General features: G+C 60.2%; 20 protein-coding genes. 12 read left to right on the top strand and 8 right to left on the bottom strand.

Annotation, left to right across the window (positions count from 1 at the left end; translation table 11 throughout):
* Positions 1–14 precede the first annotated feature (14 nt).
* From AC1IN8_RS12105 to dolP, 4 genes are read left to right on the top strand one after another with little or no spacing between them, the layout of a single operon-like run.
* A complete protein-coding gene (locus AC1IN8_RS12105) occupies positions 15–1,805 on the top strand; it encodes a penicillin-binding protein activator (protein ID WP_479758943.1) in 1,791 nt (596 codons plus the stop codon).
* Positions 1,723–2,118 carry a YraN family protein gene (locus AC1IN8_RS12100; RefSeq protein ID WP_139438878.1) on the top strand — a complete coding sequence of 132 codons (396 nt, stop codon included), beginning with the start codon at positions 1,723–1,725 and terminating at the stop codon, positions 2,116–2,118. The genes AC1IN8_RS12105 and AC1IN8_RS12100 overlap by 83 nt, the downstream gene beginning before the upstream one ends.
* A gap of 9 nt (positions 2,119–2,127) precedes the next feature.
* Positions 2,128–2,718 (top strand): D-sedoheptulose-7-phosphate isomerase, encoded by a 591-nt coding sequence (locus AC1IN8_RS12095; RefSeq protein WP_005331389.1) that lies wholly within the window; start codon positions 2,128–2,130, stop codon positions 2,716–2,718.
* 4 nt (positions 2,719–2,722) lie between these two features.
* A complete protein-coding gene (gene dolP / locus AC1IN8_RS12090) occupies positions 2,723–3,301 on the top strand; it encodes a division/outer membrane stress-associated lipid-binding lipoprotein (RefSeq protein ID WP_106885641.1) in 579 nt (192 codons plus the stop codon).
* 46 nt (positions 3,302–3,347) lie between these two features.
* Here the strand turns inward: dolP and AC1IN8_RS12085 are convergent, their stop codons facing one another.
* The 8 genes from AC1IN8_RS12085 to zapE form a co-directional block, all read right to left on the bottom strand.
* On the bottom strand, positions 3,348–3,755 hold the full coding sequence (locus tag AC1IN8_RS12085; RefSeq protein WP_025328512.1) for a ClpXP protease specificity-enhancing factor: 408 nt from the start codon (positions 3,753–3,755) through the stop codon (positions 3,348–3,350).
* A 17-nt stretch (positions 3,756–3,772) separates the two neighbouring features.
* Positions 3,773–4,402: a stringent starvation protein SspA gene (gene sspA / locus AC1IN8_RS12080; RefSeq protein ID WP_025328513.1), complete on the bottom strand. Its 630-nt coding sequence runs from the start codon at positions 4,400–4,402 to the stop codon at positions 3,773–3,775.
* Between the two features lie 87 nt (positions 4,403–4,489).
* Complete coding sequence (locus AC1IN8_RS12075; RefSeq protein WP_265436450.1) at positions 4,490–5,224, bottom strand: cytochrome c1; 735 nt, start codon at positions 5,222–5,224, stop codon at positions 4,490–4,492.
* Positions 5,221–6,438 (bottom strand): cytochrome b, encoded by a 1,218-nt coding sequence (locus AC1IN8_RS12070; RefSeq protein ID WP_139438882.1) that lies wholly within the window; start codon positions 6,436–6,438, stop codon positions 5,221–5,223. Before AC1IN8_RS12070 ends, AC1IN8_RS12075 begins: the two co-directional genes overlap by 4 nt.
* A 2-nt stretch (positions 6,439–6,440) precedes the next feature.
* The gene (petA, locus tag AC1IN8_RS12065) at positions 6,441–7,031 is read right to left on the bottom strand and encodes a ubiquinol-cytochrome c reductase iron-sulfur subunit (protein WP_025328515.1); all 591 of its coding nucleotides are present in this window, start codon (positions 7,029–7,031) and stop codon (positions 6,441–6,443) included.
* Between the two features lie 300 nt (positions 7,032–7,331).
* Complete coding sequence (gene rpsI / locus AC1IN8_RS12060; RefSeq protein ID WP_005336286.1) at positions 7,332–7,724, bottom strand: 30S ribosomal protein S9; 393 nt, start codon at positions 7,722–7,724, stop codon at positions 7,332–7,334.
* Positions 7,725–7,738: 14 nt separating this feature from the next.
* Positions 7,739–8,167 (bottom strand): 50S ribosomal protein L13, encoded by a 429-nt coding sequence (gene rplM, locus AC1IN8_RS12055; protein WP_005336289.1) that lies wholly within the window; start codon positions 8,165–8,167, stop codon positions 7,739–7,741.
* A gap of 266 nt (positions 8,168–8,433) precedes the next feature.
* A complete protein-coding gene (gene zapE, locus AC1IN8_RS12050; protein WP_479758942.1) occupies positions 8,434–9,528 on the bottom strand; it encodes a cell division protein ZapE in 1,095 nt (364 codons plus the stop codon).
* 139 nt (positions 9,529–9,667) lie between these two features.
* Here zapE and AC1IN8_RS12045 point away from each other — a divergent pair, with 139 nt between their 5' ends.
* The 8 genes from AC1IN8_RS12045 (at position 9,668) to AC1IN8_RS12010 (ending at position 15,505) form a co-directional block, all read left to right on the top strand.
* Positions 9,668–10,048, top strand: a complete 381-nt coding sequence (locus tag AC1IN8_RS12045; protein WP_202047352.1) for a Z-ring associated ZapG family protein — start codon at positions 9,668–9,670, stop codon at positions 10,046–10,048.
* A gap of 81 nt (positions 10,049–10,129) precedes the next feature.
* Positions 10,130–11,491 (top strand): Do family serine endopeptidase, encoded by a 1,362-nt coding sequence (locus AC1IN8_RS12040; RefSeq protein ID WP_182787435.1) that lies wholly within the window; start codon positions 10,130–10,132, stop codon positions 11,489–11,491.
* Between the two features lie 89 nt (positions 11,492–11,580).
* Positions 11,581–12,702: an outer membrane-stress sensor serine endopeptidase DegS gene (gene degS, locus AC1IN8_RS12035; RefSeq protein WP_139438890.1), complete on the top strand. Its 1,122-nt coding sequence runs from the start codon at positions 11,581–11,583 to the stop codon at positions 12,700–12,702.
* A gap of 314 nt (positions 12,703–13,016) precedes the next feature.
* Entirely contained in the window at positions 13,017–13,379 is a 363-nt protein-coding gene (locus AC1IN8_RS12030) for a transcriptional regulator (RefSeq protein ID WP_202047354.1), read from the top strand.
* Complete coding sequence (locus tag AC1IN8_RS12025) at positions 13,380–13,745, top strand: SFCGS family glycine-rich protein (RefSeq protein ID WP_139438894.1); 366 nt, start codon at positions 13,380–13,382, stop codon at positions 13,743–13,745.
* Positions 13,745–14,041: a DUF4312 family protein gene (locus AC1IN8_RS12020; RefSeq protein WP_139438896.1), complete on the top strand. Its 297-nt coding sequence runs from the start codon at positions 13,745–13,747 to the stop codon at positions 14,039–14,041. Before AC1IN8_RS12025 ends, AC1IN8_RS12020 begins: the two co-directional genes overlap by 1 nt.
* Before the next feature lie 25 nt (positions 14,042–14,066).
* Positions 14,067–14,843 carry a DUF4311 domain-containing protein gene (locus AC1IN8_RS12015; protein WP_139438898.1) on the top strand — a complete coding sequence of 259 codons (777 nt, stop codon included), beginning with the start codon at positions 14,067–14,069 and terminating at the stop codon, positions 14,841–14,843.
* A gap of 11 nt (positions 14,844–14,854) precedes the next feature.
* Positions 14,855–15,505, top strand: a complete 651-nt coding sequence (locus AC1IN8_RS12010; RefSeq protein ID WP_025328524.1) for a DUF4310 family protein — start codon at positions 14,855–14,857, stop codon at positions 15,503–15,505.
* Positions 15,506–15,537 lie beyond the last annotated feature (32 nt).

Here is a 15,537-nt window from a genome sequence, read left to right as displayed (position 1 = left end):
CCGCGGAGCCCGGCATGCCGTCGGCGTTCTCGGATCTGACCAAGAATGCCCAGTGGTATCTGGAGCAGGTGGATCCCGCCAAACCGACTGAGGCCTTCACCTGGCAGGTGATGGCGGCGCGCAGCTATCTGGCGCTCGGCCAGGCCAAACCGGCCGCCGCCCTGTATCAACAGTTGCAGAAGCAGGCCGGCAACCCGGTACAGCAGGCACAACTGCAACTGCTGCAGGCGCACCTCCTGCTGGCCCAGGGCAATGCCAATCAGGCCCTGATCCTGCTGGAAGGCAAGCCGGAAGTGGCCCTCGATGCCGATACCCAGAAGGATTGGTATCGCCAGCGGGTGGTGCTGCAACTGGACATCAACAACAAGTTTGGTGCTGCCAAGTCGCTGATCCTGCTGGAGCCCTACCTGGCCAAGAATGAGCTGGCCACCAACCACCAGCAGATCTGGTCCCTGCTCAAAAGCATGACCCCCTCCACCCTGCAGGCGCTGGAAGAGGCACCGGCTCCCGACGTGACCACAGGCTGGCTGCGACTGGCGGCACTGGTGAACGAGTTCGGCGCCCAGCCGAGTCAGCTCGCCCGCCAGCTCGCAGGCTGGAAGCAGAGCTTCCCGAACCATCCGGCCCAGACTGACATGCCGGCCGGACTCGGGGATCTCGCCACCACGGACACAGGTTCACTGCAGCAGGTCGCCGTCTTCCTGCCCCTCTCGGGCAACCTGGAGGCGCAAGGCGCCGCCATCCGCAACGGCATGTTGATGTCCTACAAGGAGAATCAGGGGCAATTCACCCTGAACTTCTATGACACTCAGGGCAAGGCGATGGGGGATCTCTACAAGCAGGCGATCCAGGAGGGGGCCAACATGATCATTGGCCCGCTGCTCAAAGATCAGGTCGAGGAGCTGCTCAAGGCCAGCCCGACAGTGCCTGTGCTGGCGCTCAACGAGCTGGACAAGCCGATCATCAACGACAACACCTTCTACTTCTCCCTCTCCGCCGCCGCCGATGCGAGCCAGGCCGCCCAGTACCTCTATGGTCAGGGTTACCGCAAGCCGCTGCTGATCGCGGCACAAGGCCGGATTGGCTACAGCAGCATCAAGGCGTTCGAGCAGGCTTGGGCCGGCGTCAGCCAGGAGAAGCCCGTGGTCGCCACCTTCGGGGCGCGCAACGAGGTGCAGGGCATGGTCAAGAATGCCTTGAGCGGTCGTTCCACCGCCCGGGCCGGGGAGATAGTGCAGCTCTCTGATGCGGCGCCGCGCAGCATAGATGCCGTCTATGTGGTGGCCAACAGCCTGGAGACCAGGATGATCAAGCCCTATGTGGACATCTCGGTCAATCCCATGGGCAGCCTGCCCATCTACAGCAGCTCGCGAGGCTATGACAGCGGGGCGACCGAGGTGGCTTCCGAACTCAACGGCATGCACATCTCCGACATGCCGCTGCTGCTGGGAGGCTATGAGCAGCAACGGGAGCAGATAGCCCTGCTCTGGCCACAGACCCAGGGTGACCTGCTGCGCCTGTTTGCCCTCGGCTACGACGCGGTCAGCCTGGCCGGCAACCTGCCGCAGATGCGCAAGCTCAATGCCATGCAGCAACCGGGCATGAGCGGCCAGCTGAGCGTGGATCCCCAGGGCAACATAGTGCGCATGCTGGACTGGGCCACCTACCAGAATGGCAAGCTGGTCAGCGACAGCGCCGTGCCCCAGCTGGAGGAGACCACCCATGAAGAGGCTACTGGCACAACTGCACCAGCAGTGGTTGAACCTGTTGCCGTCGGCAGCGACGAGCAAGGGACAGCACTTTGAGCAAGTAGCGGAACGCTGGTTGCAGGCCCGCGGCCTGCAACCCGTGACCCGCAACTACCGCTGCCGTGGCGGTGAAATAGATCTGATCATGCGCCAGGGGGATACCCTGGTGTTTGTCGAGGTCAGATATCGCGCTCGGGCCAGCCATGGCGGAGCCGCCAGCTCGGTCACCCAACGCAAGCAGCACAAGATCGTGCTGGCCGCGCGCCACTATTTCAAGCAACATGCCATCAACGAGGCCAGCCAGGCCTGCCGATTCGATGTGATCGCGTTCGAGGGCGACCAGCCAGACTGGATCCAGAACGCTTTTTAAGAGGACCCCATGACTGATCCCATCAAAGAGAATTACACCGAAAGCATCCAGACCAAGATAGCCGCCGCCGAGGCGCTGCCGGACGCCATCCACACCGCGGCCCAGATGCTGACCATCTGCCTGCTCAATGGCCACAAGGTCATGGCATGCGGCAATGGCCCCTCCTCGGCCCTGGCACAGCTGTTCATCTCCGAACTGGTCAACTGCTACGAGACGCCACGCCCCTCCCTGCCCGGCCTGGCTCTGACCCCCGACATGGCAACCATCAGCGCCATCGCCACCGATCACGGCTTCGAAGAGGTCTATGCCAAGCAGATCAGGGCTCTGGGCCAGCCCGGCGACATCCTGGTGGTGCTCACCACCACGGGCAACAGCCGCAGCCTGATCAAGGCCGCCGAGGCGGCGCTCTCCCGCGACATGACCATCATAGTGCTCGGTGGGGGCGACGGTGGCGAGATAGCCGGTCTGCTAGGGCCCAACGATGTGGAGATCCGCGTGCCATCCGCCCGCCGCCCTCGCATTCTGGAAGTGAATCTGTTGACCCTGCACTGCCTCTGTGATCTCATCGACCAGACACTTTTCCCGCAACAGGAAGATTGAAACCATGAAGAAGCCTATTCTCGCACTCGCCCTGCTGACCGGCGCCCTGCTGCTGCAAGGTTGTGCCGCCGTGGTAGTCGGTGGCGCAGCCGGTACCGCCAAGGCGACCGGGGATCGTCGCACCCTGGGTGCCCAGTGGGACGATCAGACCATAGAGCTGAAAGCGGCCAATCTGCTGGCCGACAACAAGTCGCTGAGCGCCTCCAGCAAGATCAGCGTCTACAGCAACAACGGCCGCGTCTTGCTGGTCGGTCAGACACCGTCTGACGCCTACAAGCAGGAAGCGGGCAAGATTGTGGGCCGGATCGAAGGGGTTCGTCATGTCTACAATGAGCTGCGTCTCGGCAAGCCGGTGAGCATTGGGGTACGCAGCAACGATACCTGGATCACCTCCAAGGTACGGGCCGACATGCTGGGCACCAAGAACTTCGACAGCACCAAGGTCAAGGTGGTCACCGAGAACAGCGAGGTGTTTCTCATCGGCCTGGTGACCCGCCAGGAAGGGGATCAGGCAGTGGAGATCGCCCGCCACGTCAGCGGGGTCAAGCAGGTGATCAAGGCCTTCGAATTTGCCCAGAACTAAGCGGGCAATGATGAGATAAAAAAACGCAGCCAGTCGGCTGCGTTTTTTATTTGATGACTTTCAGGGTCGGACGACCCGTCGGGCGCGGTGGCTCCGGCTCGGGTTCTACCGGCGCCTCGGCCTGCTCCAGCCAGAGATCGTAGCCCGGCTCAGGCGGGAACAGGGTCCCCACACCGTTTTCCCTGGCATGAATGGCCAATATGGCCGCCATGGGAATGTAGACCTGCTGTGACACGCCACCGAAGCGGGCGCTGAAGCTGACAGCATCATTATCCATGTGGAACTGGCCCACGGCCCGAGGCGCTATGTTCAGGACAATCTGCCCATCCTGCACAAACTGCATCGGCACCATCACATGGGGGATATTGGCATTGACCACCAGATGCGGGGTCAAGTCGTTATCCAGCAACCAGTCAAAAAACGCCCGCAACAGATAGGGGCGACTGGGTGTCATGGTCGGTTCCATACTACTCATACGCTGGCACGGATCTCGCGTTCAGCCTCGGTCAGGGAGGCCTGGAAGGATTCACGTTCGAACAGGCGGACCATGTAAGCCTTCAACTCTTTGGCACCACGACCGGTGAAGTCGATGCCCAGGCTCGGCAGGCGCCACAGCAGCGGAGCCATGTAGCAGTCAACCAGACCGAACTCTTCGCTCATGAAGTAAGGCATCTCGCCAAAGATAGGGGCGATGGCCAGCAGGTTGTCACGCAGCTCGGCACGGGCGGCTTCGGTATCGGTGCCCGCCATGATCTTGTCGGCCAGGGAGTACCAGTCCAGCTCGATGCGATGCATCATCAGACGGCTGTTGCCGCGAGCCACCGGATAGACAGGCATCAGGGGCGGGTGCGGGAAGCGCTCGTCCAGATACTCCATGATGATGCGCGAGGTGTACAACGCCAGCTCACGATCCACCAGAGTCGGCACAGTGTTGTACGGGTTCAGCTCGGCCAGCTCGTCCGGCAGGTTGCTCGGGTCAACCTGGCAGATATCCACGCTAACACCCTTCTCCGCCAGGACAATGCGCACCTGATGGCTGAACATATCGTTGGCACCGGAAAACAGCGTCATTACCGAACGCTTATTGGCAGCTACAGCCATTGAACCCTCCCGTCATTAAAAAGCAGAAACGGCAATGAAGCATCTTGATCTTCATTGCCGTGCGTCATATTACTCCGATCTGGTCGCTTAGTGAACGTCGCGCCAGAATTCCTTCTTCAACAGCACAGTGAAGATGAAGAAGATTGCGATGAAACCGAGCACCCAGAAGCCCATGCGTTCGCGCTCCTGCTGCACCGGCTCAGCCGAGTAGACCAAGAAGTTTACCAGATCCAGTACCGTCTGATCATATTCTTCGTTGTTCATTTCACCATTGCCGTCGGATTTGATGCTGACGACTTGCTGCACCGGCTGTCCATCGACCTCGTGAGTTCCGAATTCGGCACGGGGTGTCCCCTGCAGCGGTTCCAGCACATGGGGCATGCCCACGGACGGGAAGACCGCATTGTTCACCCCGAACGGACGGGTTTCGTCCACATAGAAGGCACGCAGATAGGTGTAAATCCAGTCGGCGCCCCGCACCCTGGCCACCAGGGTCAGGTCCGGTGGCGGCGCCCCGAACCAGCGCGCCGCATCCTTCTCGGACATGGCGCTCTTCATCAGATCGCCAATCTTGGCACCGGTGAAGACCAGGTTCTCCCTCATCAGCTCTTCCGGGATGCCGATGTCGGCGGCCACCCGGTTATAGCGCTGGTATTGGGTGGAGTGGCAGCCGGCACAGTAGTTCATGAAGGTCGCAGCCCCCCGTTGCAGGGATGCCTTGTCACTCAGGTCGTACTCTGCCTTGTCGAGGGGGAAACCACTGCCAGCCGCCAGTACAAGGCTGGGCAGCAGGGTCAGCACTGCAAAAATTATTCTTTTCATTTGAATGTCACCCTCTCCGGCAGCGGCTTGGTGCTCTCATTCTTGCTGTAGAAGAACAACAGGACGAAGAATCCGAAATACCCCAGTGAACAGATCTGTGCGAGCAGGGTCAGCGTCGGCGTCGATGGCAGGACGCCCAGCACACCCAGGATGACAAAGCAGACCACAAACTGGGCGATATTCAGCTTGTGCAGGGTGCTGCGGTAGCGCACCGAACGCACCTTGCAACGATCCAGCCAGGGAAGCAGGAAGAGCACGACTATGGAGAGCCCCATCATGATGACCCCCAGCAGCTTGTCCGGCACAGCGCGCAAGATGGCGTAGAAGGGAGTGAAGTACCAGACCGGGGCAATGTGCTCCGGGGTCTTCAGACCGTTCGCCACTTCGAAGTTCGGCTTCTCGAGGAAGTAACCCCACATGTCGGGTTTGAAGAAGATGATGGCGCAGAACAGGAACAGGAAGCCCGCCACACCTATCATGTCCTTGACGGTGAAGTAAGGGTGGAACGCCACCGCATCCAGCGGCCAGCCTTTCTCATCCTTGTGCTTCTTGATGTCGATCCCATCCGGGTTGTTGGAGCCGACTTCGTGCAGCGCCAGGATGTGCATGGCCACCAGCATCACCAGCACCAACGGCAGGGCGATGACGTGCAGCGCGAAGAAGCGGTTCAGGGTAGCCCCAGAGATGACGTAGTCCCCCCGGATCCACAGGGTCAGATCGTCGCCTATGACCGGAATGGCGCCAAACAGCGAGATGATGACCTGGGCCCCCCAGAACGACATCTGTCCCCAGGGCAGCAGGTAACCCATGAAGGCTTCAGCCATCAGCACCAGGAAGATCAGCATGCCGAAGATCCACAGCAGCTCGCGCGGCTTCTGATAGGAGCCGTAGATCATGCCGCGAAACATATGCAGATAGACCACAACGAAGAAGGCGGAGGCGCCGGTGGAGTGCATGTAGCGCAGCAGCCAGCCGTAGTCCACGTCCCGCATTATGTATTCCACGGAGGCAAAGGCTCCCTCCGCCGACGGGTTGTAGTTCATGGTGAGCCAGATGCCGGTGATGATCTGGTTGACCAGCACCAACATGGCAAGGGAACCGAAGAAGTACCAGAAGTTCAGGTTCTTGGGAGCCGGATACTTGGCCATGTGGTCGTTGTACATGGCCGTGAGCGGGAAACGATCGTCAATCCAGCCCATGAGTTTGGCAAACATGGTCAGGCCTCCTTGCCATCGGCACCGACCAGAATGGTGGTGTCGCTAAGAAATTGGTATGGCGGAATGACCAGGTTCAGCGGTGCGGGCACGCCCTGGAACACTCGACCGGCCATGTCGAACTTGGAACCATGGCATGGGCAGAAGAAGCCGGAGGTCACCCCTTGCACCTGCTCGCCGAAGCTGTCCGGCAGGTAGGAGGGGGAGCAGCCCAGATGGGTACAGATACCGACCGCCACGAAGATCTCCGGCTTGATGGATCTGTAGCCGTTGTGGGCATAATCCGGCTGCTGTGGCTCATCGGAGGCGGGATCGCGCAGTTTGTCATCGTGCGTGGCCAGGGCATCCAGGGTCTGCTTGGTGCGCTTCACCACCCAGACCGGCTTGCCGCGCCACTCGACGCGGATCAGCTGACCCGGCTCCAACTTGCTGATATCCACCTCTACCGGTGCCCCGGCCGCTTTGGCTTTGGCACTCGGATTCCATGACTTTATAAACGGCACTGCGGTAAAAGCAGCTCCTACTCCGCCAACGGCAACCGTTGACCAGGTAAGAAATCTGCGGCGACCGGTATCAACTGGCGCATTGCTCATCCAAAAACTCTCCCATGTGGACTCCGCTCATTCTTATAGTGTCCCCGTTTCCTATCTCCTCTCCCTCTGACAACTGCGGCGGAAGCGGAGTGGCAATTGACACAGAAAGACCATGGAAATTTTAAAGAAAAGATAACAATTTGACAAGAAAGAGAAGCGATGGGCAAAAACAATAAATACACAAATTTTTGTCTTTTGTGACGTATGGTTAGCATTGGCGCAGGTAATATTACCAATAAAAAAAGCCTGGCACATGGCCAGGCTTTTTTGACACTCGTGAGAGTGCGTACCAAAAGCGAATTAACGCTTGGAGTACTGCGGACGCTTACGCGCTTTGTGCAGACCGACTTTCTTACGCTCAACCTTACGGGCATCGCGAGTAACAAAGCCTGCTTTACGCAGTTCGGAACGCAGGGTCTCGTCGTACTGCATCAGAGCACGAGTGATACCGTGGCGGATCGCACCAGCTTGACCGGAGATGCCACCACCGTTAACGGTGATGTACAGATCCAGTTTCTCGGTCATCTCAACCAGTTCCAGCGGCTGACGAACTACCATGCGGGCAGTCGGACGGCCGAAGTATTGCTCCAGGGAGCGCTGGTTGATTACGATTTTACCGCTACCCGCTTTGATAAAGACGCGAGCAGTGGAGCTTTTGCGACGGCCGGTACCGTAGTATTGATTTTCTGCCATGTTGCCAGTTCCCGTTAGATATCCAGTACTTGAGGTTGCTGAGCAGCATGAGCGTGCTCTGCGCCTGCGTAAACTTTCAGCTTACGGAACATGGCACGGCCCAGCGGACCCTTCGGCAGCATGCCCTTGACGGCAGCTTCGATTACCATTTCCGGCTTGCGCTGAATCAGCTTGTCAAAGCTGATGGACTTGATACCACCCGGGAAACCGGAGTGAGCGTGGTACATTTTGTCGGTAAATTTCTTACCGGTTACGTGTACCTTCTCAGCGTTTACAACGATGATGTAATCACCGGTGTCAACGTGCGGAGTGTATTCAGCTTTGTGCTTACCACGCAGACGAGCAGCGATCTCGGTTGCGATACGACCCAGAGTTTTACCTTCTGCGTCCACAATGTACCAGTCACGTTTTACGGTTTCTGGCTTGGCAACGAAAGTTTTCATTAAGTTAAACCCAATTACCTGTTACAGACCCAATTGCTTATGGGGGCTCTCCCACAAACAACAAACGATGGCCTACCTGTACCCCTTCGAATACAAGTAAAGCTTAAAGTGTTGCTGTCTTATCGACAGCTGTAACGTGGGCCGGGCGATTATAAGTGAAGTTGCCTTAAATATCACCTGCTAATTTCACTGCCATGAAGCTAGCAAATGTCGCCCGGCCCTACCTGCCGCAGATGCCCATCCGACTGGCAGGCGCGGTATTGTGACTAAGGAAGGTGCACTCTGGCAAGGTATTCGTGCGATTGCATTTCCTGGAGCCGTGAAAGACAGCGCTTGAATTCGAAATTCAGCAGACCATCGCCGTAGAGCGCGGTCATGGGCACCGCCGCCGACAGAATGAGTTTGACGTGCCGCTCATAGAACTCGTCCACCATGGCGATGAAACGGCGGGCCGCATCGTCCGTGCCTGTGCCCATGGGCTGCACATTGGCCAGCAGCACGGTGTGAAACTCCCGGGCCAGCTCTATGTAGTCCCCCTGGGATCGCGGGGTGCAGCAGAGCTGCTCAAACTCCATATAAAGTACCCCTTCCCCCACGCCCAGCGCGCTCAGCTGGCGATGGTTGATCTCCAGGGTCGTGGCCGTGATCTGCTCCAGCCCGGTCAGTTGCCCGAAATAGCGGTCTAGGTTGGATTTTGCCTGCTGATCCAGCGGGAAGTGATAGATTTCCGCCTGCTCCAGGGTACGCAGCCGGTAATCGACGCCACCATCCACATTGAGCACCTCGCAGTGGCGCTCGATCAATTCGATGGCCGGCAGGAAGCGGGCTCGCTGCAGCCCATTGCGATAGAGATCCCTGGGTGGGATGTTGGAAGTGGTCACCAGCACCACCCCATGACCGAACAGCTCCTGGAACAATGTACCCAGCAGCATGGCATCCGTGATGTCGGAGACGAAAAACTCGTCAAAGCAGATGATGTCTGTCTCGCTGGCGAGCTTGCTGGCGATCAGCTTGAGCGGATCGGCCTGACCGGTCAGCCCCTTGAGTTCATCGTGCACCCGATGCATGAAGCGGTGGAAGTGGACGCGCAGTTTGCGCTCCCCCGGCAGGCTGTCGAAAAAAGTATCCATCAGCCAGGTCTTGCCTCTGCCCACTCCGCCCCACATATAGAGACCCAGGATGGGCTCGCGGGTTTTCGGCTTTTGTAGCCAACCCAGCAGGCCACGGGATCTGGTCGGAGTCGGGCTGGCGCACAAATCCTGATAGAGTCGCTCCAGGCGGGTCACGGCCATCGCCTGGGCCGGGTCGGCCAAAAAGCCGGGACGCTGCAAATCCTGCTGGTATTTTTGCTGCGGGGTCATCCTGTAAACCGCCTCCAAGTCCCTGAATGAGGGACAAAATGGTATCACGCTCTCGGGGTGCACGGTATAGTGCCAACGAGGCATCGCGGTCAATCCGGCCGCCTCAAACTCATCGATTTAGCTGTAACAAGGAGCTTCTATGACTCTGTTAAACGGGATCCTGCTGGCGGTAGCCGCCCTGATCATCGGCGTGTTGATCGGCCGTTTCACTGTCCGCAGCCGGGATGCCGGGCGCCTGGAACAGGAGCTGAAAAAGGCTCACAAGGAGCTGGAAAGCTACCAGGGCCAGATCACCACCCACTTCGCCGACAGCGCCGCCCTGATGGAGCAGTTGGCCGATCAATACCAGACCCTCTATCGCCACATGGCCGAGCAGAGCAAGTTCCTCGCCAAGGTGCAGGAGCCCTTGTTCCGCGAACCTCAGGTGGAAGAAGCAAACGCTGACTCCGCCAACGAGGAGCCGGGTCAGCCGCCCCGCGACTACGCCGGTGCGTCCGGCCTGCTCAAGCAGCCCGGTTAGCCTCTGGTGGAACTAATTACGCCTTATCGTGGTCAGACCTTGACGATTGCACTGCAACTTTTTCTGGGAGCTGTTTCTCATATGCGTAAATCTCTTTCTGTATTCAGTGTGTTAGCCCTCAGTGTCGGTATCGCCCTGTCAGCCGCGCCGGCACAAGCCGCCCTGCCCCTGATGGGCAACAACAGCCAGGAGATGCCGAGCCTGGCCCCCGTGCTCGAGCAGGTGACCCCTGCCGTGGTCAATATCTCCGTCTCTGGCAAGAAGATCACCCGCCAGCGCCTGCCGGAACAATTCCGCTTCTTCTTCGGCCCCAACATGCCCGATGAGCAGGTGAGCGAGCAGCCCTTCCAGGCGCTCGGTTCCGGCGTCATCATAGATGCCAAGAAGGGCTACGTGATCACCAACGCCCACGTGGTCCACGAGGCGGACGAGATCAAGGTCAACCTGAAAGACGGTCGCGAATACGCGGCCAAGAAGATAGGTGAAGACAAGCAGTCCGACATCGCCCTGCTGCAAATCAAGGCGGAGGACCTGGTGCAGATCAAGTTCGCCGACTCTGACGAGCTGCGGGTCGGTGACTATGCCCTGGCTATCGGCAACCCCTTCGGCCTGGGTCAGACCGTCACCTCGGGTATCGTCAGCGCCCTGGGTCGCAGCGGCCTCAACATCGAGAACCTGGAGAACTTCATCCAGACCGATGCGGCCATCAACTCGGGCAACTCGGGTGGTGCCCTGCTCAACCTGCGTGGGGAGCTGATCGGCATCAACACCGCCATCCTGGGGCCGAACGGCGGCAACATCGGCATCGGTTTCGCCATTCCCTCCAACATGGTGCGCGACCTGTCCGAGCAGATCGTGAAATACGGTGAAGTGCGCCGTGGCCAGTTGGGGATCACCGGCACAGAGCTGACCACGGATATCGCCAAGTCCTTCGGCTACAACAAGAAGGATGGTGCCTTCGTCAACCAGGTCATGCCTGACTCCGCCGCCGCCAAGGCGGGCATCAAGGCCGGCGATATCATCATCAGCATAGATGGCAAGCCCATCCGCTCGTTCGGTGAACTGCGCGCCAAGATCGCCACCATGGGCGCCGACAAGCAGGTTGCACTCGGCCTCATCCGTGATGGCAAGGAGCAGACCGTCAAGGTCACCCTGAAGAAGGCCGATGACAGCGAGATCCTCGCCAGCGCCCTGCACCCGGCACTGGAAGGGGCCAAGCTCAGCACCACCACGGATCCGGTGACCGGCGTGGCTGTGGCCGACATAGATCCGCGCTCCCCTGCCGCCGCCGCCGGCCTGCAGAAGGGTGACATCATCATCGGGGTCAACCGTCTGCGCATCAACTCCATGGATGAGCTGACCAAGGCCTTGAAGAACAAGCCGGAAGTCCTGGCGCTGAACATACAGCGCGGCGACTCCTCGCTCTATTTGGTGATCCGTTAAGTCCCTCACACCCGCGGCAACCGCCGCGGGTGATTTTTATCCACCGATAATGTTATTCTCTGCGCGCAGCATGTACGGACGAGAATGACATGAAAATCCCACCTTTGATCAGTTACTTGGGCAAGTCTGTCGGCTTTGGCCTCACCGTGGCTGCGCTCCTGTTGCTGCTATTTCCCAGTTTTCGGGGCGGCGCCCCCCTGCCGGGTCTCATCACCAATGCCCGCGAACTGAGTTTCTCCTATGCCGCCCACCGCGCCGGCCCTGCCGTCGTCAACATCTACACCCGCAGTTTCGCCGGCAATCGCGGCGAGAAGGTGGAGCTGAGGCCACAGGGGCTGGGCTCAGGTGTCATCATGAACCAGCGCGGCCATGTGCTGACCAACTACCACGTCATCGCCGATGCGGACCAGATCATAGTCGCGCTGCAGGATGGCCGGGTATTCAGCGCCGAGCTGGTCGGCACCGACAAGCTGACCGATCTCGCCGTGCTCTACATAGAGTCGGACAACCTGCCGGTGATCCCGCAGGATCCCGAGCGCCTGCCCGACGTAGGCGACGTGGTGCTCGCCATCGGCAACCCCTACAACGTCGGCCAGACCATCACCCAGGGCATCATCAGTGCCACCGGCCGCATCGGTCTCTCCAGCATGGGGCCGGACAGCAACGGCCGGCAGGATCTGCTGCAGACAGATGCCGCCATCAACGAGGGCAACTCGGGGGGCGCCCTGGTCAATGGCCGTGGCGACCTGGTGGGCATCAATACCGCCGCCTATCACCTCAACGGCAATCAGGAGAGCTACGGCATCAGCTTCGCCATCCCCTACAAGCTGGCCAAGCGGATCATGGACGAGCTGATCGCCAATGGCCGGGTCATTCGCGGCTACCTCGGCATCTCCAGCGTCGAGATCAACCCCATAGTGGCGCGCATGATGAATCTCGGGGATCTGCAGGGTCTGGTGGTGGAGAGCCTGGATCCCGATGGGCCCGCCACCAAGGCCGGCCTCAGGCGCGGGGATGTGCTGCTCAAGATCAACGGCGAGGCCATCAGCGGCGTGCGCCCCGTGATGGACAAGATCGTCGAGAGCCGCCCCGGCACCAAGCTGCGCATCTCGGTGATCCGCAATGGCAAGCCCCTGGATGTCGACGTCATCATAGAGGAAGACGTGCGCTACCAGAATCTGCCCACCAGCAGCGCATCACCCGCCAGCTGACGGCAAGGATGCCAATAGAGGTGCCATCAGGGTCCCTTTTTTCGTGCCTCCCCCTCAGGTCCCCCTCCCCTGACGTGAGATGACTCACAGTTTCCACCAGCGCCCGACCGGGCGGCTGTGGGGTGAAACTGTGGTCCCGCTCACACAGCGCCGGGGCTAATCCCTCCTTTTCCGTCTGGCTGCCACAAATTCGGCCTCTTTCGGGGCTTCTTGCCCGGGATTTCCATTTCGAATCGGAAAAACAGTGCCTCCTCCCGCTCTCTTCCCCGCCTTAAGGTAATCCCATCCTTTCTGCCAGCCTTGGAGAGCAGACCTTGACTACCGACACTCATGACACCGCCCTGACCCCGAACAGCCCGGCGTTGCTGCGCAAGACAGATCTCACTCTGGCGCGCATCCACAGCCTGCTAGCGGATCAGGGCATCATCCCCAACGAGGTGCAGAAGCAAATGCTCGCCTCCCACGTCAAGGCCATGGTGTGGCGCTCCCACAGCGGTGAAGCCCTGCCCGAGGTCGACCTCGGCCTGTTCGAGGAGATCTCCCCCCTCTCCCTGCGCCTCGCCGAACAGGTGGTCGGCTGGCTGGACAGGCTGGCCTATGAAGAGGCCCACCTCTTGTCCGTCCATTTCGAAGTTGCCAAAGAAAATGAACTCAGCTCAGTCAAAGGAGAAATCTAAATGTCAGCCATCAAACTCGTGATTGGAGATCGTCTCGGCAAGGGTCAGAAAGTGGGAGCTGGGGCCGAAGCCGCCGGCGCCAGCGTGACCGTCATCCCCGGCATGGCCGCCGACATGAAGCTCGGTGATGTGATGAACAAGGAGCAGGCGGATCTCGGCATCTCCTTCTGCGGCAGCGGCGGCGCAGGCGCCATCACGGCCCAGACCAAGTACGGCTACAAGTGCCGCTACGGCATGCGCTCCGTCGAGGAGGGGGTGACCGCCATCAACGAAGGCTGCGTGGTACTGGGCTTCGGCTTCATGGACAAGGAAGAGCTGGGCCAGAAGCTGGTCGAGGCCTTCGCCAAGAAACACGGACGCGCCTGATGAAAGAGGACTTCACCACCCAGGTCATGGTCAACGGCAAGGGGGCGACCCGCCAGCAGGCGTTTGCCGCCGCCCTCGGTCAGGTGCAATCCAGCCTGCTCAAGGACAACCCCAGGGTGATGCTGCGCATCGAGCCACTCGAGGTCAGGGTCATCAAGGCCGAGGAGTCGGTGCGGGTGGAGAAGTTCCTGTTCTTCTTCCTGCCGCGCCAGCGCCGCGAGTTCAGGGTCCAGCTGGAGATCAGGGTCAAGGTCAGCAGCCTGGATGTCGACAAGGTGGATTTCACCAGGGCGTAACCCCACAACCAAAAGGACATGTTGGATGTTTCTAATCATTTTGATGAAGTCACTCATCATCGGCGGCCTGGTGGGCGTCGGCGTGGGAGCCGGTGCGGCGCGGATGTTCCACGCCCCGACCGTACAGGGTATGGGTGCCTTCCGCACCCTGGGTGAGCTCAACTCCTGCGAAGGGGATCCCGCCTCCCACTTCTCGTTCGGTCTTGGCTTCTTCTTCAACGCCTGGGCCTCCACGGTCGCGGCGGGCGCCTTCACCCAGGACGTGGATCACCGCATCATCCCGCACTGGGCCACGGCGGCACTGCTGTTCAAGAACCGGGATCTCGCCACTACCTTGCACGATCCGAAGAAGATGGCCATCGCCGGCGGCATCATAGGTGCCATCGTGGTCGCCTTCCTCAACAGCACGGCGGCGGCCGTGCCCGAGGCCCTGCAGGTCACTGCGGTCAAGGTGCTGGTGCCGGCGGCAAACCTGCTGGTCAACACCGTCATGCCGGTGATCTTCTGGCTGGCCGCCATAGAGGCGGGCAAGAAGTCCGGCTTCTGGGCCACCATCTTCGGCGGTCTGGCCCAGCTCATCATGGGCAACGCCGTCCCCGGCCTGGTGCTTGGCATCCTGATCGGCAAGGGAGTGGAAGAGAGCGGCTGGAACCACGTCACTCGCGTGATGATGAGCGCCATAGTGCTGCTGTTCGTGCTGAGCGGCTTCTTCCGCGGCTTCGACATGAAACTGATTGAGTCCTTCCACCTGGGCATTCCCCTGTGGCTGGAAAACGTCCATCACCTGCTTGGCAGTAAATAAGGGACCACCACATGGATGAGAAACTGAGAAACAACTTCTGGTACGCCGACTGGTCCTTCCCCATCTTCGTCGGCCTGCTGTCGGCCGGGGTTTTTGCCGGGACCCACATGTTCTACCTGTACGGGGTCGGCGCCTTCAACGAGGTGGCCTTCGTCGCCATGCTCAAAGCCGGGATGGACACAGGTGCCTACGGCGCGGTCGCGGCCTTCGGTGCCAGCTTCCTGTTTGCCCGCATCATAGAGGGCTCCCTGGTGGGGATCCTGGATATCGGCGGCGCCATCCAGACCGGCGTCGGCCTGGGGGTGCCCGCCCTGCTGCTGGGTGCCGGCATCGTCTACCCGGTGGAGAACTTCGGCGCCTCCCTGGTCACCGGCATGGCCATAGGGCTGGCCATCGGCTACGTGATCATCCTGGCGCGCAAGTTCACCATCAACCAGAGCAACTCCACCTATGGGGCGGACGTGATGATGGGGGCTGGCAACAGCTCGGGCCGCTTCCTCGGCCCCCTGATCATCCTCTCCGCCATGGGGGCCTCCATCCCCATAGGGCTGGGTTCCCTGGCGGGGGCGCTGCTGTTCTACATCTGGGAGAAGCCCATCACAGGCGGCGCTATCCTGGGTGCCATGCTGCTCGGTACCTTCTTCCCGGTTGCACTTGCATAACCATCCGCCGCCCTGCGGGGCGGCGCTCCAGA

The organism is Aeromonas sp. 130281 (assembly GCF_056642115.1).
The sequence above is the reverse complement of the archived record's forward strand: the minus strand, read 5'-3'. Positions and strand labels throughout refer to the sequence as shown.